Annotated in this window: 17 protein-coding genes and 1 riboswitch; of the genes, 9 read left to right on the forward strand and 8 right to left on the reverse strand. The window is 54.5% G+C overall.

What is annotated here, in order from left to right; all coding sequences use genetic code 11:
* Window positions 1-26: 26 nt before the first annotated feature.
* From BUA65_RS03415 to BUA65_RS03425, 3 genes are all read left to right on the forward strand, one after another.
* Window positions 27-824 (forward strand): sporulation protein, encoded by a 798-nt coding sequence (locus BUA65_RS03415; RefSeq protein ID WP_072867365.1) that lies wholly within the window; start codon window positions 27-29, stop codon window positions 822-824.
* 72 nt (window positions 825-896) lie between these two features.
* Window positions 897-1,073: riboswitch (cyclic di-AMP (ydaO/yuaA leader) on the forward strand.
* Window positions 1,074-1,209: 136 nt separating this feature from the next.
* Entirely contained in the window at window positions 1,210-2,472 is a 1,263-nt protein-coding gene (eam, locus tag BUA65_RS03420; protein WP_072867386.1) for a glutamate 2,3-aminomutase, read from the forward strand.
* Between the two features lie 152 nt (window positions 2,473-2,624).
* Window positions 2,625-2,849, forward strand: a complete 225-nt coding sequence (locus tag BUA65_RS03425; protein ID WP_013822292.1) for a helix-turn-helix domain-containing protein — start codon at window positions 2,625-2,627, stop codon at window positions 2,847-2,849.
* Between the two features lie 87 nt (window positions 2,850-2,936).
* Here the strand turns inward: BUA65_RS03425 and BUA65_RS18980 are convergent, their stop codons facing one another.
* Entirely contained in the window at window positions 2,937-3,257 is a 321-nt protein-coding gene (locus BUA65_RS18980) for an alpha/beta-type small acid-soluble spore protein (protein WP_072867366.1), read from the reverse strand.
* Window positions 3,258-3,494: 237 nt separating this feature from the next.
* Here BUA65_RS18980 and guaB point away from each other — a divergent pair, with 237 nt between their 5' ends.
* Window positions 3,495-4,952, forward strand: coding sequence for an IMP dehydrogenase (gene guaB / locus BUA65_RS03435; RefSeq protein WP_207543845.1), 1,458 nt, complete (start codon window positions 3,495-3,497; stop codon window positions 4,950-4,952).
* A 51-nt stretch (window positions 4,953-5,003) separates the two neighbouring features.
* Here guaB and BUA65_RS03440 read toward each other — a convergent pair whose 3' ends face one another.
* Complete coding sequence (locus BUA65_RS03440) at window positions 5,004-5,654, reverse strand: GNAT family N-acetyltransferase (protein WP_072867368.1); 651 nt, start codon at window positions 5,652-5,654, stop codon at window positions 5,004-5,006.
* 326 nt (window positions 5,655-5,980) lie between these two features.
* Here BUA65_RS03440 and BUA65_RS03445 point away from each other — a divergent pair, with 326 nt between their 5' ends.
* The 3 genes from BUA65_RS03445 to BUA65_RS03455 all read left to right on the forward strand — a co-directional run bounded on the left by BUA65_RS03445 (window position 5,981) and on the right by BUA65_RS03455 (window position 9,798).
* A complete protein-coding gene (locus tag BUA65_RS03445; RefSeq protein ID WP_072867369.1) occupies window positions 5,981-7,381 on the forward strand; it encodes a phage-shock protein in 1,401 nt (466 codons plus the stop codon).
* Between the two features lie 108 nt (window positions 7,382-7,489).
* Entirely contained in the window at window positions 7,490-8,176 is a 687-nt protein-coding gene (locus tag BUA65_RS03450; RefSeq protein ID WP_072867370.1) for a response regulator transcription factor, read from the forward strand.
* Window positions 8,173-9,798, forward strand: coding sequence for a sensor histidine kinase (locus tag BUA65_RS03455; RefSeq protein ID WP_072867371.1), 1,626 nt, complete (start codon window positions 8,173-8,175; stop codon window positions 9,796-9,798). Before BUA65_RS03450 ends, BUA65_RS03455 begins: the two co-directional genes overlap by 4 nt.
* A gap of 169 nt (window positions 9,799-9,967) precedes the next feature.
* On the opposite strand, the gene BUA65_RS03460 is transcribed toward BUA65_RS03455, so the two are convergent.
* On the reverse strand, window positions 9,968-10,369 hold the full coding sequence (locus tag BUA65_RS03460; protein ID WP_072867372.1) for a YckD family protein: 402 nt from the start codon (window positions 10,367-10,369) through the stop codon (window positions 9,968-9,970).
* Window positions 10,370-10,554: 185 nt separating this feature from the next.
* Between BUA65_RS03460 and BUA65_RS03465 the strand changes: the two genes are divergently transcribed.
* Window positions 10,555-12,147: an ASKHA domain-containing protein gene (locus BUA65_RS03465; RefSeq protein WP_072867387.1), complete on the forward strand. Its 1,593-nt coding sequence runs from the start codon at window positions 10,555-10,557 to the stop codon at window positions 12,145-12,147.
* Window positions 12,148-12,358: 211 nt separating this feature from the next.
* Complete coding sequence (locus BUA65_RS03470; RefSeq protein WP_072867373.1) at window positions 12,359-13,537, forward strand: aminotransferase class V-fold PLP-dependent enzyme; 1,179 nt, start codon at window positions 12,359-12,361, stop codon at window positions 13,535-13,537.
* Between the two features lie 67 nt (window positions 13,538-13,604).
* On the opposite strand, the gene icmB is transcribed toward BUA65_RS03470, so the two are convergent.
* The 5 genes from icmB to BUA65_RS03495 all read right to left on the reverse strand — a co-directional run.
* On the reverse strand, window positions 13,605-14,003 hold the full coding sequence (gene icmB / locus BUA65_RS03475; RefSeq protein WP_013822304.1) for a coenzyme B12-dependent isobutyryl CoA mutase small subunit: 399 nt from the start codon (window positions 14,001-14,003) through the stop codon (window positions 13,605-13,607).
* A 69-nt stretch (window positions 14,004-14,072) separates the two neighbouring features.
* Window positions 14,073-15,734 (reverse strand): acyl-CoA mutase large subunit family protein, encoded by a 1,662-nt coding sequence (locus BUA65_RS03480; RefSeq protein ID WP_072867374.1) that lies wholly within the window; start codon window positions 15,732-15,734, stop codon window positions 14,073-14,075.
* The gene (gene meaB, locus BUA65_RS03485; protein ID WP_072867375.1) at window positions 15,731-16,675 is read right to left on the reverse strand and encodes a methylmalonyl Co-A mutase-associated GTPase MeaB; all 945 of its coding nucleotides are present in this window, start codon (window positions 16,673-16,675) and stop codon (window positions 15,731-15,733) included. Before meaB ends, BUA65_RS03480 begins: the two co-directional genes overlap by 4 nt.
* 11 nt (window positions 16,676-16,686) lie before the next feature.
* Window positions 16,687-17,226, reverse strand: coding sequence for a cob(I)yrinic acid a,c-diamide adenosyltransferase (gene cobO, locus BUA65_RS03490; protein ID WP_072867376.1), 540 nt, complete (start codon window positions 17,224-17,226; stop codon window positions 16,687-16,689).
* Between the two features lie 47 nt (window positions 17,227-17,273).
* Window positions 17,274-17,638 (reverse strand): acyl-CoA dehydrogenase family protein (locus BUA65_RS03495; protein WP_278246262.1); only part of this gene is annotated, 365 nt, incomplete at its 5' end.

Raw genomic sequence — 17,638 nt, forward strand, 5'->3', positions numbered from 1 at the left:
TTTACTGGGGGGGAGGGTGGGGGTTTTTGAGTTTATGGGATAACTTAAAAAGGAAAGTTTTCCCCGATCTCTCCCTGGATGTGCGTTTGCCGTCCCTGGAGTATGTCCAGGGAGGGACGATACAAGGGGAAGTTCTTTTGAAAGCGGTAAAAACTTCCCGGCGCATCAAGGGGATACAGCTGGAATTATTGGAGGAATGGCATGAGGGAGAGGAAGGGGAGAAGAGACGTCACCGGCAAAGGGAAACCGCGGCCAAAATGGACCTGGCCAGGGAAGTGACCGTAGATCCGGGCAAAGTATTGGAATTGCCTTTCACCTTGCACCTGCCCTTGAACCTGGCCATCAGCAGTGATCACCACCGTTGTTTTTTACGTGTGCAGGTGGTGATTGCCTTTGCCCCCGATGTCACCCGCATGATCGAACTGACCATAAGGCCTTCCCCGGCCATCACTGCCGTATGGGAAGCCTTGTCCTGGCATTTGGGTTTTGCCTCCTGTGGCCTTACCTCTACCTCCCGGCAGCAGGCATTTAAATTTTGTTCCGGTCCCGGTACACCCACCGATTTTCGGCACATTGAACACGTTGAAATGATTTTTGTAAACGAAGAGGACGGACTGCGCATTCACATGAAGGCAAAGGTTGACCTGTTAGGCAATCTTGATGCCGATAATTATTTCACCCTTTTCATTCCCTATCAGGAAATGTTCCGTTTCGATGGTACGCCGGCTCATCAGTGTATTGGTGAAAGGATTATCCGGCGTTTATGGGACGCTTTGAGGCCGGTGGGCAAGAGCCACTTAACCGGAAAGGAACCCAGTTGCTGATTATACTCAAAAGCTATTTACAATTTGTTCTAAAGATGATACAATTTAAGGAAATTAACAATTAAATATTTTATGTCCTGAACGCTTAATTCTTTACTCAAAGAAGCGGAGGACCCATTTTCCTGGGGTGAATCCCCCTGGAAACGAGGCGCCCGTGATGCGTGGCGTTTTACCAAGTTTCCCGGGGGTAGGGTTATCCTTTCAACCCGAACCCGTCAGCTAACTTCGTAAGCGTGGAAGGGAGGACATGTGCTTGGGCTGGCGCACGGCTTTTTCTGTGCCTGTGTGCCGGAGCTGGGTATTTGCTTGCTGTCTTCCACCCCAGGAAAAATTCCTGGGGGTTTTTTACGTGTTTGGTAAAACTTTGCATAAGGAGGGGTTAAAAATGGCAATTTTTCCAATGCCTCCGGCTGGATTTGATTCCGAAGAAAAACGTCGCATCTCCCTGGAACGGGCCCGGGAGCTAAAAGAGCGTATTCGCGATTACCTGCAGGTTAAAGATAAGATATTAACCGGTCTTGATCTGGCAGAACCGCTGGAAGCAGCCCGGGAAAAAATCCTGGCTATTTTCAATGCCGGGAAAGAGCAGTGGGCAGACTGGCACTGGCAAATGGCCCACCGCATTACCAATGTAGAGCTGTTGAGCCAGATCGTGGACTTAACACCTGAGGAACGGCAGAGTGTTGCTGAAGTGGGAAAACGTTTCCGGTGGGCCATTTCTCCTTACTACGCCAGCCTGCTGGCCGTTGACCGTCCGGGTGGCCCCATCTGGCTGCAGTCAGTGCCCCAGGAGGCCGAGTTAAACGATAGTGGTGGCAGTGAAGATCCCATGGCCGAGGCTTTTACCAACCCGGCACCGGCCATTACCCGCCGTTACCCCGACCGCCTGATTATCAATGTAACCAATCAGTGTGCCATGTATTGCCGCCACTGCCAGCGGCGCCGCAATATCGGGGAAATAGACCGGCACCAGCCCAGGGAAGTCCTCAAGGCAGCACTGGATTACATCCGGGCTAATCCGGAAATCCGGGACGTGCTGATTACCGGCGGCGATGCCCTGCTTTTAAGTGATCGTTGCCTGGATTGGTTATTGAGCGAACTGGATGCCATCCCCCACGTGGAAATAAAGCGTATCGGGACCAGGGCCATCGTGACCATGCCCCAGCGCATTACGCCCGCGCTGTGTACCATCCTGGAAAAGCACCCGCCCATATACATCAACACCCAGTTCAATCACCCCTTGGAGATCACACCGGAAGTAAAGGAGGCCTGTGATCGCCTGGTTAAGGCGGGTGTGGTTCTGGGTAACCAGGCCGTATTGCTGAAAGGGGTCAACAATAATCCCCATGTGATGAAAAAACTGAACCAAACCCTTTTGCGCATCCGCGTCCGTCCCTATTACATCTTTCACGCCAAAGAGGTCAAAGGAACCAGGCACTTTATTACCTCCGTGGATGAGGGAATTGAGATTATGGAAAAACTGAGGGGTTACACCTCCGGGCTGGCCGTACCAACCTATATCATCAACGCCCCGGGTGGCCTAGGGAAAACACCCGTGTTACCCAAGTATATGGTGTTCCGGGACGACAAGCAGGTGGTCTTTCGCACCTGGGAAAAAAAGATCATTTCTTACCCCAACCGCCACTAGGGGAAAAACGTGCCGGCACGGGTTTACCGTGCCGGCTTATAGTATAGTTATTAGGTTTCGGATTCCACAAAATTTGGGCGGCTTAAATTTATTATAGTAATAAAAAACATCACCCATGGGACAATATAAAAAAGCAACCAGGAGTGATGGCCATGGAGGAATACATCCGTTCCCGCGTCCCATGGAGTACCGAACCAAGCCTTAAAACAAAGACCGGGGAAGTGGGCATAGATTTTGATGAATTCATCGAAGGGTTGAAAGACGGCAAGAGCGATGCGGAAATGGCTGCTGAATTTGGGGTGACCGAAAAACTTATTTATCATTTGCGCGACCGTTTCGAACGGTATGGTATTGGTTCCATTATGGGGCAGGATTAGGACCAGATTTTGTTTTTTCTGTTCTTCAAACAGATTCCATTGTGGAAGAGAATAGGGAGGTGGTTAGGCCACCTCCCCGGCCAACAACTACTTGAGCAGGTTTTGTTCGGCAAACAGAATCATCTGCCGGACCATATTGCCGCCCAGTTTGCCGCCGATACGTCCACCTACGGCGCCGCAGGCCCGGGAGCTCAAGTCTCCCCAGTAACCGTTTTTAATGTGTGGCGTGAGTCCCAATTCTTGAGCGATTTCGTACTTCATTTGATCTAAAATGCGGTTCCAGTTCTGGGGAGTGGCCACGCGCTCACCAACATGCAACGGATACCCCAGTTCATTGGCTATCTCATATTTCAAGGCATCCAGGCGGAAGTCAGCTGCCGGTACCAATAATTGGTTCTGGTTTGGCATGCGGCAACACCTCCTCAACCTTATTGTTTCCGTCCATATAGACGATCATCCTGTCAATTTGAGGGAGAATTACAAATTAGAGCCCTCTTTAAAAAAGGTCCTGGGTCTATAATAAAGTCAACCCAGGACCATGGTATTTTATGTAAAAAAATTTAACTATACTTTCTCGCACAGAAAGGACGGGTTGTGCTATAATAAACGAATATAAAAAGGGCAAGAATTGAGGAGGGATTTATGCTGTACCCAGAAAAATTTGCCAAGTTCGGCCTTACCTTTGACGATGTTTTGCTTATTCCGGCAAAATCCGAGGTATTGCCTGGGGATGTGGACACCACCACTTACCTCACCCGGGATATTAAGCTAAATATCCCCCTGATGAGCGCTGCCATGGATACGGTGACCGAATCCCGCATGGCCATTGCCATTGCCCGGGAAGGCGGGATCGGGGTAATCCATAAAAATATGTCCATTGAACGGCAGGCCCTGGAAGTGGACCGGGTCAAGCGCTCGGAACACGGAGTAATTTCCGATCCCATTTTCCTGTCCCCGGAAAGCCCCATCAGTGAAGCCCTGCTGTTAATGGAACGTTATCGCATTTCAGGGGTACCGATCACTGTCAACGGTAAACTGGTAGGTATTCTGACCAACCGGGACCTCCGGTTTGAGCGGGATTTCAGTAAACCGGTAGGGGAAGTAATGACCAAGGACAACCTGGTCACGGCTCCGGTGGGGACAACCCTGGAGCAGGCCAAGGAAATTTTACGACGGCACAAGGTGGAAAAATTGCCCATTGTCGATGAGGATTTTAATCTGCGGGGGCTAATAACCATCAAGGATATCGAAAAAGCGCGCCAGTATCCTTTATCGGCCAAGGACAAAAAGGGACGGCTTCTGGTGGCGGCGGCGGTGGGCGTCAGCGCCGATACGGAAGAACGGGCAGATGCTTTGGTTCGTGCCGGTGTGGACGCCATTGTGGTGGATACCGCCCACGGCCACAGCAAGGGGGTGCTGGAAACCGTGGCCAGAATCAAGCGCAAATATCCCGAGGTGGCCGTGATTGCCGGTAATGTGGCCACCGCCGAAGGAACGCGGGATTTAATCCGGGCCGGCGCCGATGCGGTCAAGGTGGGCATCGGGCCCGGTTCCATCTGCACTACGCGGGTGGTGGCCGGTGCGGGAGTACCCCAAATTACCGCCATTTATGAATGCGCCCAGGAGGCCATGGCGCACAATACGCCCATTATTGCCGATGGCGGGATTAAATATTCCGGGGATATTACTAAGGCCATCGCCGCCGGGGCGGACGTGGTGATGATTGGCAGCCTGTTTGCCGGAACGGAAGAAAGCCCGGGGGAAATTGAAATTTATCAGGGACGCAGCTATAAGGTCTACCGGGGCATGGGTTCCCTGGGGGCGATGAAAGAAGGCAGCAGCGACCGTTACTTTCAGGAGCACCAGCTCAAACTGGTTCCGGAAGGAGTGGAGGGGCGCGTTCCCTACCGGGGACCCCTGTCAGAAACTGTTTTTCAGCTTATCGGAGGTTTGCGGGCCGGCATGGGCTATTGTGGTTGCCGGAACATCCACGAACTCAAAACCAAAACCCGGTTCATGCGCATCACACCGGCCGGCTTGCGGGAAAGCCATCCCCACGATGTGGTTATCACCAAGGAAGCTCCCAACTACAGCCTTAAGTAAACGAAAAAACCTCTTCCACCAGCGGGAGAGGTTTTAACTCTTTTTTAACCTTTATTTACACTGCTCCCGGAAGAACACCCCTTGCCGCATAAAGAGCATTTCCTTAAATAGTTCAATATCTTTCTGGGGTACCCGCTTTCCGTAGCGAACCATGAGCACGTTGGCTATGTGTTCCAGGATATCGGGATCATCGGTGAGTTCCTTTTGCATTCCTGCCGAGCCAAAAAGTTTAGCCAGCATTTTCTGATACTGCCACACGTCAAGGCCCGTGTTCCGCAGATCCCAGTGCCAGCAAAACTCTATGGTAATGACAATATAGCTCTCCATTACCGGGTTAGAAAAGGCCAACTCTAAAAGCTTCCGGGCCAGTTTATATTCACGCCAGTCCGGGCTGACTTCAATAGCTCCCAGCTCCAACACCCGCGGGTGCTTGCTCCAGCGGCTATGGCGGTCCGGCGGCAGAAAAGTGACATAACCGACGACCTTTGATCCTACGCGCACAATGTAAACCATGCCTTCCGGCAGATCGGCTATTTCCTTCAGAGCAGCTTTTTGTTTTTCCGGCTGGCGAAAATTATTTAATTTTTCATCGAAGGTTAATGTGCCCAGGTAATCACCGCTTACAGGTCCTTCTAAAACGGCTACCCCGTGGGGAATAATTACCTGGAACGTATTTACTGTCTCCGCACAGGCGGTGCACATGATGTTCACCTCCGATGTTTTTTGCCCGGAATGACCATCCAGCCATTCAGGATTGTATTTGACCATTCAGTCCTAAAACCAGTGGGTGGAGATTATCATGCTCGAAAACGTTCAGGGTTGTATTTGACCATTCAGCCCCTTAATTCAACCGTTTGCTTGATCCAATTATAACCTACCTGTCGTCTAGCTGACAACAGAAATTTTTCTGTAGAATTGTGCAGGAAAAAAGTGGTAAAAAGTGGCATATCTTTGCAGGGGAAACAATATGCGTCAGGGAATAGATCCATTATTTCTAGAGAAGTTAGGAGGAAGGTGGTCTTTTTGCCATGGAAGGAAAACTCTATTCCCTGACCGATGTTTTAAAGAAGACACTGTTTTTCTTTGATTCCTTAACCGTAGCGGAATTAACTCCCTACGTGCACAAGCGGATGATGCGCGATTACACCCTCTCTCAAGTGGAAGAAAAGGTCGTGCTTTGTTTGCGTCAACATTCCTGTTTTTTTGTGGATAACCGTAACGCCTGGCACCTGGATTTGGAAGGGAACCGGGAAAATGATGCTTTTTACGCCCTGCTGCTCAAGCGCCAGAAACCCATGAGTTTAAAGGAGCTCAAGGGTGCCGCTTGGGGTAAAAACAAGAAAAACAAGCGCCTGGTGGCCGAGGAAGCCAGCCTCATTTCCGATGGGCGCTTTATTCAGCTGGACAACGGTTACTGGGGGCTGACCGAATGGGAGGTGGAGGCCGGGCAGTACGCCCTGAAACATCTGGTGATCAAGGCTCTAAAAACCCATCCTCAGGGTTTAAGCCTGCAGCAGATTTATGAAGTGGTCAATGCCTGGCGCCAAACCACGGTAACAGCCATCGAGGGGGTGCTCCGGAAGTTTCCCTATTTCGAGCTGGTGGGGGAAGGGGTATGGACCTACAACCCCGGTGTACAGTCGGCCTACGAGGCCCTGACGAAACGCTACCTGGCCGCTTTGAACCGTCAAAAGGCACGCTGGCACCGGGACCGGGAGCGCTGGCGCAGAAAGATCAGCACGCTGGAGCAGCAACTGCAAGAGGTCAATGCCGCCTACCGGGAGGCAGCGGCGGCCCTTGCCCAGCGGGCAGAGGAAGTGGCCCATCATGAATACCTGGTGACCCAGATGGCGGAAAAGGATTTGCTCCTTTCCCTGCGCAAGAAGGAAATATTACGCTACCGGGAGCACATCAACAAGCTGGAGGCCAAGGCCAACAGTATTCTGCATCAATGCCGCCTTTGGGTAAAAAGGGCCCGGGACGGCGAACAGGAAATCACCCAGTTGCGCCAGGTGCTGGCCAAGAACCAGGCCAGTCTGGAAACCATGTTTACCAAGCTGCAGCAATATAAAGAGCGGGACCGGGAAAACAAGAGCAAATTAGCTGAGCTCAAGGAACAGCATGCCACCAGGGTGGCGGAGCTGCAGACGGAAATTGTCGAACTCAGGCAAAAACTGGAGCGGGCTCAGGAAATGGCCTTACAGGAGGAAAGACAGCTGCGGGAAGAAATCAGCCTTTTAAGCAACGACTTGAAAGAGGCGCTGGAAAAGGGGGAAGAAGCACAACGTTCCCTGCGCTTTACCCAGAAGGAACTGCAGCGCTGCCAGGAACAATACCGTCGCCTGCAGGGTAGTTTGAAAAATCCCCTGGTTAGGCTGGTCATCCGTTTTTGTTCCTGGTTTGGGGGACCGACAGGGCAGCCGATTTAAAGCCCGGGGCCGCACCGGAAGTGGTGGGCCCCAATTTTATGCCTTAGTTTTATGCCTTAGTTTTATGCCTAAATGTTTTTATGTTATATTGTTTCCGGGGGGATCTAAATGAAAAAAATCCTGGTAGCCGATGATGAGGCTAAGATCAGAGAATTGGTGCGTATGTATCTGGAAAAGGAAGGGTTTAAAGTAACGGAGGCCACCGATGGAGCCTCCGCTTTGGATTACCTCGCCCGGGAACATTTTGATTTGGTGATTCTTGATCTTATGATGCCCAATACCGATGGTTGGACGGTATGCCGGGAGATCCGCAAACAGGATAACCCGGTGCCCATCATTATGCTCACCGCCCGGGGGGATGAGATTGACCGGGTGCTGGGGCTGGAACTGGGGGCCGATGATTATGTGGTTAAACCTTTCAGCCCCCGGGAACTGGTGGCCCGGGTGAAGGCGGTCTTGCGCCGTTTTGGCGGGGAAAAAAACGAGCCGGAGGTTCTCGTTTATGACGGGTTGACCATCGACCCCTCTTCTCGCAAGGTAGAAGTAAACGGACAGGTGGTGAACCTTACTCCCAAGGAATACGACTTGCTTTATACGATGGCCCTATCACCAGGCCGTGTCTTTACCCGGGAACAGTTGCTGGAAAAGGTCTGGGGTTATGATTTTTTTGGTGAAATGCGGACGGTGGATACCCATATAACCAGGCTCCGGGAAAAGTTATCCCGGGTTCCAGGAGCAGCCCAGTACATTGTCACCGTATGGGGTGTGGGATATAAATTCGAGGTGAACAAATGAAGGTACGGGGAATTGTAGGGAAACTCTGGCTGGCCATGCTGGTCCTGGTGGTAGGGGTTCTGGGGTTATCCGCGCTGATCCAGGCCGGTATTCTGGAAAAAATCTATTACGAACAGCAAACGGCCAGGTTGGTGGTACAAGGGGAAAGACTGGCGGAGATCCTGGTAGAACAGCAGGATCCCTACCTGGCCGCCCGGCAGGTGGACTTACTGGCCAGGTTGATGAATGCCAGCGTGATGGTGGTTGACCCGCGGGGCTACGTCGAGCACTGGCAGGCCATGGGCATGGGCCACATGATGCCCCACATGGGGGGAGCCCCCTGGTCCGGGGGTGGCCGGGGTCAGGGAGCGCCCTGGCGAGGTGGAGCAAGCGACGGGGCATCTCCGGGTAAGGAGCAATCCTTTCAATTCCGGTTTGGCCAAGAGGCAATGAATGGTGTGCCCTGCCCCACACCGCCTGTCAGTCGCGGTGAAGGGGGGGGTTTGGCCGCCATGATGCCCTTTGACCGGGAACAGATCCAACGGGTGCTGGCCGGTGAAAGGGTTGTGCGCCGGGAATATAACCCCTTTTTTAATGCCGATGTGGTGGTAGCCGGCATTCCCCTGCAAAAGGGAAAACAGGTCTTTGGAGCGCTGTTTATTCATGCTCCGGTGGCTCCCCTAGCCGCAAACCTTAAGGCCTTACAGCAATCCAGCTTTTATGCCCTGGCCCTGGGGGCTGTAATGGCTACATTGCTCGGCCTCCTCCTCTCCCGCACCCTGGCCAGGCCTCTGGTGGAAATGAATCGGATTGCTCAGGCCATGGCCCGGGGAGATTTTACCCGCCAGGTGACGGTACGTTCCAGGGACGAAATCGGGGCCCTGGCCCAATCACTTAACACCCTTTCCCGGGAATTGCGGGAAAAAATATCCGCTTTACAAAAGCTCGATGCCGCACGCAAGGAATTTGTGGCCAACGTTTCCCACGAGTTGCGCACACCCCTGACCATTATGCAGGGTTATACCGAGGCCATCCTGGACGGCCTGGCTCGGGATGAAGGCCAGCGCCGGGAATACCTGCAAAACATATTGGAAGAAATTTTACGCCTGCGTCGCCTGGTGGATGACCTCCTGGATCTTCGTCGCATGGAATCAGGGCGGATCACCCTGCGCAAACAGCCGGTGGATATAAAAGCGCTCGTTAACCAAGTGGTGGAACGGTTTTCCGGCGTGGCCGGGGAAAAGGGTACACTCCTGGAAGTTTATTTGCCGGATGACTTGCCGCCGGTTTGCGGCGACGGCGATCGCCTGGCCCAGGTGCTATATAACTTGATTGATAATGCCCTGAGGGTTACGCCTGCCGGTGGCCGGGTGGAAGTTGCGGCCCGGCAGGTGGCCGGCAAGGTGGAAATTGCCGTAAAAGATACGGGGCCGGGGATTCCCGCCCATGAAATACCTCTCATTTGGGAACGGTTTTATAAGGGTGACCCCTCCCGCCGGCGTGCTGGGGGTGGGAGCGGCCTGGGCCTAGCCATTGCCAAACAGATCATCGACCTGCATGGCGGGGAAATCAAGGTAGATAGCGAACCGGGGCAGGGGGCTACCTTTACCATCGCCCTGGAAGCCGCTCTGATGGATACATGAAAAATGCTGTTTTAAAGGTTCTTCGCCGGACCCATAACTTGCATATGCAGGCCGTTATCCTGGAGAGCTCTTTTACAGCAAGGGACAACCGGGGACCGGGGGATTCCGGTACATGAAAAAAGAGGGCCGGTACCTTTGAGGTACCAGCCCTCCTTGGTTATTTCCGGTATTAACTGCCGGTGGAGGGTGCGGGGTTGGGGTTACTGTTCCAGTAACCGCCCATCATCCCCCAGCCGGGACCCTTCCCCCAACCGCCCCTCCCGCCCATGGGGCCGAAACCAGGGCAGACGCCCGGGCCGTACCCGGCAAAACGGTCGGGATTTTCGGCAAAGAATTTCTGCCTGGCGTCCAGGTTGGCCTTAATTTGCTGCCCCTGTTCCGGGGTGAGCCGGCCATATTCCACGTACTTGTCTATCATTTGCTTTCTCAGGTTGATTATTTGCTGATGCAGGGCGCTCAACTCTTTGGCCTGCTCCGGAGTGAGGGCGGCGGATACCGTGGCTGCCAGGGCCGGGACGGCCATGGCCAGGACCAGGATGGTGGCTAGGATGATCACCAGTTTCTTTTTCATGGGATTCACCTCCTTGAGCTGGAATTCTTATCTGGGTTTATTATACCCTTCAATTATCACAAAGTAGTTGGGAAACTGTTACGATTTTGTTACAAAGAACAAATCTAATGATCAACATCAAGAAAAGAAATCATTCTTCCCAAGAGAGTTATGTTATAATTCTGGCATCAGAGTGGTTAAACGAGGTGTATAACGTGGCGGACAAAGTGGTGATTTTAACTGGCGGTGTGTCCAGGGAAGAGATCGCTTTAGATCCTCTGACCAGGAAAATTTACCTGGAGCTCCCGGAACCAAGTTTGGAAGATAACCGGGCCGATGTGGACAGGCTGGCAGCGGCTTTAGAGAAGTTATTGGGGCCGGTAGTTGTGCCCCTGGCGGCAATGCGCCGCATTCCCACTGTTTTGCGGGATGCGGACTGGCGGGTAACAGTCACAGTAGGGGCGGGGGCTCCCGGGGTATGGAACCTGGTGGATGTGGAGCCCGGAGATACCGTCAAACGCCATTACGGCCTGGCCGTAGATATCGGCACGACCACCGTGGTGGTTTACCTGGTGAACATGCACGACGGGCGAATTATGGGCACGGCAGCGGATTACAACGGGCAGGTTGGCCTGGGGGAGGACATCCTCACCCGCATATACCTGGCGGGCACGCCCGGGGGCTTGGAGCAATTGCAACGGGCCATCCTCGATACTCTGAACGGTTTGATCAGGCGGTTAACTGGCGAGCATGGACTGGCCGGGCGCGAGATCAGCGCCGTTGCCGTAGGTGCCAATAGCACTATGGTTCACCTGTTTCTGGGGCTGGACCCCTCCCGCATTTGCATGGCCCCGTACATTCCGGTGGTAAACAACCCGGGCCTTATACCTGCCGGGCAGCTGAGATTGGAAATTAACCCCCTGGCGCCCGTCTACTGCCTCCCCTCCGTGGGCAGTTACGTGGGCGGGGATGTGATTGCCGGCGTACTGGCCAGTGGTTTGCACCAGCAGCCGGAGCTCTCTTTGTTTGTAGACATTGGTACCAATGGGGAAATTATTTTGGGCAACCGGGATTGGCTGGTGGGCTGCGCCGGGGCCGCCGGGCCGGCCCTGGAGGGTGGTGTGGCGGAATGCGGCATGCGTGCTGAGCCGGGGGCCATAGACAGCGTGTCTATCGATCCCGAAAGTGGCAAGGTCCGCTACACAACCATCGGCGGTGCGCCCCCCATGGGCATTTGCGGCTCCGGGCTGGTGGACTGCCTGGCGGAACTTTTGCTGGTGGGTATCGTCGACCGGGCGGGGCGTTTCAAGGACGGGCGCAGGGAGTTCGTGGTGGTGCCCGCGTCGGAATCGGCTACCGGCAAGGACATTGTGGTTACCCAGGTGGACATCAACAATCTCATGCGCACCAAGGGGGCGGTTAATGCTGCCCTGGAATTGTTGCTGGAAAGTGTGGGCTGCGATCTTTCCGACATCAGCCGCTTCTATGCTGCCGGCGCCTTTGGCCAGTACCTGCACCTGGAGTCGGCCATCACCATCGGCCTTTACCCCGATTTGCCCCGGGATAAAATGGTACGCCTGGGCAACGCTTCGGGAGAAGGGGCGCGGCTGGTGCTGCTCTCCAACCGGAAGCGCGCGGAGGCTGAGGCCATTGCCCGCAACATCACTTATTTCGAGCTCAACGCCAACCAGGTCTTTATGAATAAATTCATCGGGAGCAAATTTCTACCCCACACCAACCTTGACTATTACCCCACGGTAAAGGCAAAGTTAATTGAGCGGGGGCTGGTGGAAGGTTAGATGTGAAATCCGCCGGTTCGTTTTTTGTTAATGTTATTTTGCTTTTCGAACACGACTGTAACGCTACTTGCGGGATGCGGGCTAAGGCGTAAGGATGGGTAATTCCCTGCCCCCTATTTGCCCCAGGGTTATTGCATATACTGGTCAGTAAAACGGCTATATTAAAAAAGCAAGGCCATTTCACCAGGGGGGAAAAGGGGGAGAAAATAAATTGATTTACTTCGACAACGCGGCCACCTCCTGGCCCAAGCCGCCGGAAGTGCTGGCGGCCATGGAGCATTGCCTGCGGGAAGTGGGGGCCAACCCGGGGCGGGCGGGGCACAAACTGGCCCTGGCAGCCAACCGCTTGGTGGATGAAACGAGGAAGGAACTGGCCGCTTTGTTCAACATCCGGGATCCCGACCGCATCGTGTTTGGCTTAAATGCCACCGAAGCCCTGAACTTGGCCATCAAGGGGCTGCTAAAGCCCGGGCAGCATGTGGTTACCAGCTCCATGGAACACAATTCGGTTACCCGCCCCCTCCATGTCCTGCAGGGGCGGGGGGTGGAGGTAACCAAGGTGCCCTGCGACCATACCGGGGCCATCCGGGTGGAAGATGTGGCCGCCGCTATTCGGCCTGATACCGTAGCCATTATCATGACCCATGCCTCCAATGTGACCGGAACCATCATGCCCGTGGCCGCAGTCGGCCGCCTGGCCCGGGAAAAGGGGTTGCGCTTCATTGTGGATGCCGCTCAGACGGCGGGGGTGCTGGATGTTGACGTAGAGGCGATGCATATTGACCTACTGGCTTTTCCCGGCCACAAGAGCCTGTTCGGCCCGCCGGGGACGGGGGGATTGTATGTGGCCGGGGGGTTGGAACTGACGCCGTTAAAAGAAGGGGGGACCGGCAGCCACTCGGATGTGCCAGGCCAGCCGGAGGTGCTGCCCGAGCGCTACGAGAGCGGCACCCTGAACACGGTGGGCCTGGCCGGTTTGGGGGCGGGGGTTAAATTTATCCGTCGGGAGGGTATAGAGAAAATCAGGCGGCACGAGCAGGATTTGACCGGGCAGTTCCTGGAAGGACTCAAGAAAATTGAAGGCATACGGGTATACGGACCACGGGATGCAGCACGCCAGGTTCCGGTGGTTTCCTTTGCCGTAAAAAATCGGCCGGCGGGGGATATTGGCACCATTCTGGACCAAAAGTATAACATTGCCTGCCGGGCCGGGCTGCACTGCGCCCCCGACGCCCACCGGACACTGGGTACTTTTGAACAAAAACTGGTCCGTTTCAGCTTTTCGTATTTTAACCGGCCTGACGAGGTGGATTATGCCCTCAGGTGTCTTTTGGAGATTGTGGAAAAAGACATACCAGCGCCCGAAGGCAGCAGTGGCTGCGGGTGCTAGTGGACATCGAAAAGGGGGGACCGTAAAATGTATGGTTCCCCCGGTTTAACTGAACATTTATGATAAATTAAACCTTTACATTGGACTGGATCCATTCGGCGATGGCTTCCAGGGGGGTGCCGGGAGTAAACAACTCCTTAACCCAACCGCCTTCCTTAAGGGCCCTTATATCGTCCTCGGGGATGGTACCTCCTCCAATGACAATGATATCATCGGCACCGTTTTCCCTGAGCAGCTGTGTCACCCTGGGAATAAGGGTCATATGGGCCCCGGAAAGAATGCTTAAACCAACCACGTCCACATCTTCCTGGATTGCGGCCTCTACGATTTGTTCCGGTGTCTGGTGCAAACCGGTATAGATTACCTCCATACCGGCATCCCGCAGCGCCCGGGCGATAACACGGGCACCGCGGTCGTGGCCGTCAAGGCCTGGTTTGGCAACCAGCACTCTGATCTTTCTGGCCATTTACTTGCCCTCCTTCACCAGTCAAGTATTCGGTATGGGTTGAAAGGAAAATTGCCTTGTTGCCTCCTGCTAGAACGTTGGTTTCTCTTTATACTCCCCAAACACTTCCCGCATGACCTGGATTATTTCCCCCTCGGTGGCATAGGCCCGCACGCAGTCCAGGATGTAGGGGATGACGTTTTCCGTCCCCTCACAAGCCCGGCGCAGGGCCTCCAGGGTTTCCCTGACCCGGATGTTATCCCGCTCCCGGCGCAGCTTTTGCAACCGGGCCACCTGTTCCTGTTCAATTTTGGGATCGATTTTTAAGATTTCGATCTCCAGCTTTTCATCGGGATTGACAAATTCATTTACACCCACCAGGATCCGCTGCTTGCTGTCCAGAGCCCGCTGGTAACGGTAGGCGGCGTCGGCAATTTCCTGCTGGAAGAAGTTCTGTTCGATGCAGGCCAGGACACCGCCACGCTTTTCAATCTCTTCAAAATATTTTTCCGCTTCTTCTTCCATTTTGTTGGTCAGGGCTTCCACGTAATAGGAACCGGCCAGGGGATCAATTACATTGGCCACCCCAGTCTCATAGGCCAGGATTTGCTGGGTGCGCAGGGCAATCTGTACCGCCTTTTCCGTGGGCAGGGCCAGTACCTCGTCCATGGAATTGGTATGCAGGGACTGGGTGCCTCCCAGCACGGCAGCCAGGGCCTCGTAGGCGGTGCGTACAATGTTGTTTTCCGGCTGCTGGGCGGTCAGGCTGCAACCAGCCGTCTGGGTGTGGAAACGCAACAACCAGGAGCGGGGGTCTTTGGCGCCGTATTTTTCCTTCATCCGCCGTGCCCAGATGCGCCGGGCGGCCCGGTACTTGGCGATCTCCTCAAAGAAATCGATATGGGCATTAAAGAAGAAGGACAAGCGGGGGGCAAAGTCATCCACATTCAGCCCCGCCTTGATGCCGGCTTCCACGTAGGCAAAACCGTCGGCCAGGGTAAAGGCCAGTTCCTGCACCGCTGTGGAGCCGGCTTCCCGGATGTGATAGCCGCTGATGCTGATGGTATTCCATTTGGGGACGTGACGGCTGGCATAGGCAAATATGTCGGTGATCAGGCGCATGGAGGGTTCCGGCGGGAAAATCCAGGACTTTTGGGCGATGTATTCTTTCAAAATATCATTCTGGATGGTGCCGGTAAGCTTTTCCGGTCGCACGCCCTGTTTTTCCCCGGTGGCAATATACATGCACCAGATGACGGCAGCCGGGGCATTGATAGTCATGGAGGTGCTCACCTTATCCAGGGGGATGCCGTCAAAAAGGGTTTCCATATCCTGCAGGGAGTCAATGGCCACGCCCACCCGGCCTACTTCACCCAGGGACCGGGGATGGTCGCTGTCGTAACCCATGATGGTGGGCATGTCAAAGGCTACACTTAACCCTGTCTGCCCCTTTTCCAGCAAATACTTATAGCGTTTGTTGGATTCTTTGGCCGTGGCAAAGCCGGCAAACTGGCGCATGGTCCACAGCCGGCCCCGGTACATATTCCTGTAAACCCCCCTGGTAAAGGGGTATTCACCGGGGAACCCCAGATCCCGCTCATAGTCAAGATCCTCGATGTCCAGAGGAGTGTAGAGGTCTTTAACTTCCATGCCGGAAACGGTTTCAAACCGGAAGTCCCGGTCCTTCATCTGACAGCGGCATTCCCGCCATTTTTCCAGGCCCTCCTTGATCCCTTTCGGTTGATCGTTCATTGCGTTAATCCTCCTTTCCAGGATTGTCTAATTATATCCATGGCTGCCGAGTATGGATCCAGCTGGCGCGCGGCCACTTTTTCCACCAGGTGTTCGTAATGCCTGTCCAGATTTCGGGAAATCAGGTGCGCAAGCTGGCGCTGAATTATTTCCGTCAGCTCCCGGCGCACCCTTTCCCTGTTTGTTTCGCCCTTGTTACCCTTACGCCAGGCCCTGTGTTTTTTAATGGTAGCCCACAGTTCCGGGATGCCCCGGTGGTCTATGGCAATGGTGGTCACCACCGGAGGACGCCACCCGTTCACCAGCGGACTTAAGTCCAGCATAGCTTCAATATCGGTGACCATTTTACGGGTCCCCTCAAGGTCGGCTTTGTTGATCACGAAAATATCGGCAATTTCCATGATCCCGGCCTTGATGGTCTGGATGTGATCTCCCGCCTGGGGGGTGAGGACGACCAGGGTAGTATCCGCGTGGTGCATTATGTCCAGTTCCGACTGGCCAACCCCCACCGTTTCCACCAGGATAACGTCGCATCCAAAGGCGTCCAGCACCCTGATCGCATCCCGCGTGGCCTCGGCCAGCCCTCCCAGGCTGCCCCGGGTGCCCATGCTGCGGATAAACACTCCCCGGTCGGTGGCATGTTCCTGCATTCTGATGCGGTCTCCGAGAAGGGCTCCACCTGAGAAGGGGCTGGTGGGATCCACCGCAATCACGCCCACCTTCAGGTCCTCACCGCGGATTTCCCTGGTTAGTTCGTCGACCAGGGAACTTTTGCCTGCCCCCGGGGACCCGGTGATACCCACCACATGGGCCCGGCCGGTATGGGGATATATTTGCTTTAAAACATCCCTTTTTTCCGGTGCATCATTTTCAATCAAGGTGATTAGCTTGGCCGCGCTGCGCCGGTCGCCCTGCAGCATTTTTTCTACCAGGTTGTTCATGGGATCCCCTCCTAGTATTCAATGCCTTTCCGGGCCTCAACGCCGTCATAATAGGGATGGTTGATCAGGTGCATTTCGGTTACCACGTCGGCCGCCTTGATGATTTTGGGATGGGCATACCGGCCGGTGAGGATCAACTCCACGTGGGGCGGCTTATTTCGAATCAGGTCTAAAACTGCATCCAGAGGGATCAGGTCAAAATCAACAGCCACATTGATCTCATCCAGGATAACCAGGTCATAATTACCTTCCATGATCACCTTGCGAGCCATATCCAGACCCTGCCGGGCCAGGGCGATGTCTTCCGGAGAAGGATTTTCCTTATCCACAAAAGTTTCCAGGCCCGATTGCACTATGGTCAGATCGGGTAAATACTTTTCAGCCGCCTTAATCTCGCCGTATTCCTTGCTCCCCTTCATAAATTGAAGCATGAACACCCGGTAGCCGTGGCCGATGGCCCGGAGGGCCAGCCCCAGGGCGGCGGTGGTCTTGCCCTTGCCGTTGCCGGTGTACACGTGCACGAATCCTTTCTCCAGTCGCCGGCGGTTCATAGCATGTCTCCTTTCTAAAATAAATTTTTCGCTGGTGGGAGTCGTTCCTATTTCAGGAGGTTTTTGGCAATGACCAGCCGCTGTATTTGGTTGGTGCCCTCGTAGATCTGGGTGATCTTGGCATCGCGCATGTACCGCTCCACAGGGTACTCCTTGCAGTAGCCGTAACCGCCCAGGATCTGTACCGCGTTGGTGGTGACAAACATGGCCGTGTCCGTGGCGTACATCTTGGCCATGGAGGCTTCCTTGGAGTGGGGCAGCCCCTTGTCCTTCAGCCGGGCGGCCCGGTAAACCAGCAGCCGGGCGGCATCAATCCGGGTGGCCATGTCGGCCAGCATGAACTGGATGGCCTGGAATTCAGCAATGGGACGGCCAAACTGCACCCGCTGCTTGGAGTATTCCAAGGCCACGT

Origin of the sequence: Desulfofundulus thermosubterraneus DSM 16057 (genome assembly GCF_900142025.1) — a bacterium.
Taxonomy (GTDB): domain Bacteria; phylum Bacillota; class Desulfotomaculia; order Desulfotomaculales; family Desulfovirgulaceae; genus Desulfofundulus; species Desulfofundulus thermosubterraneus.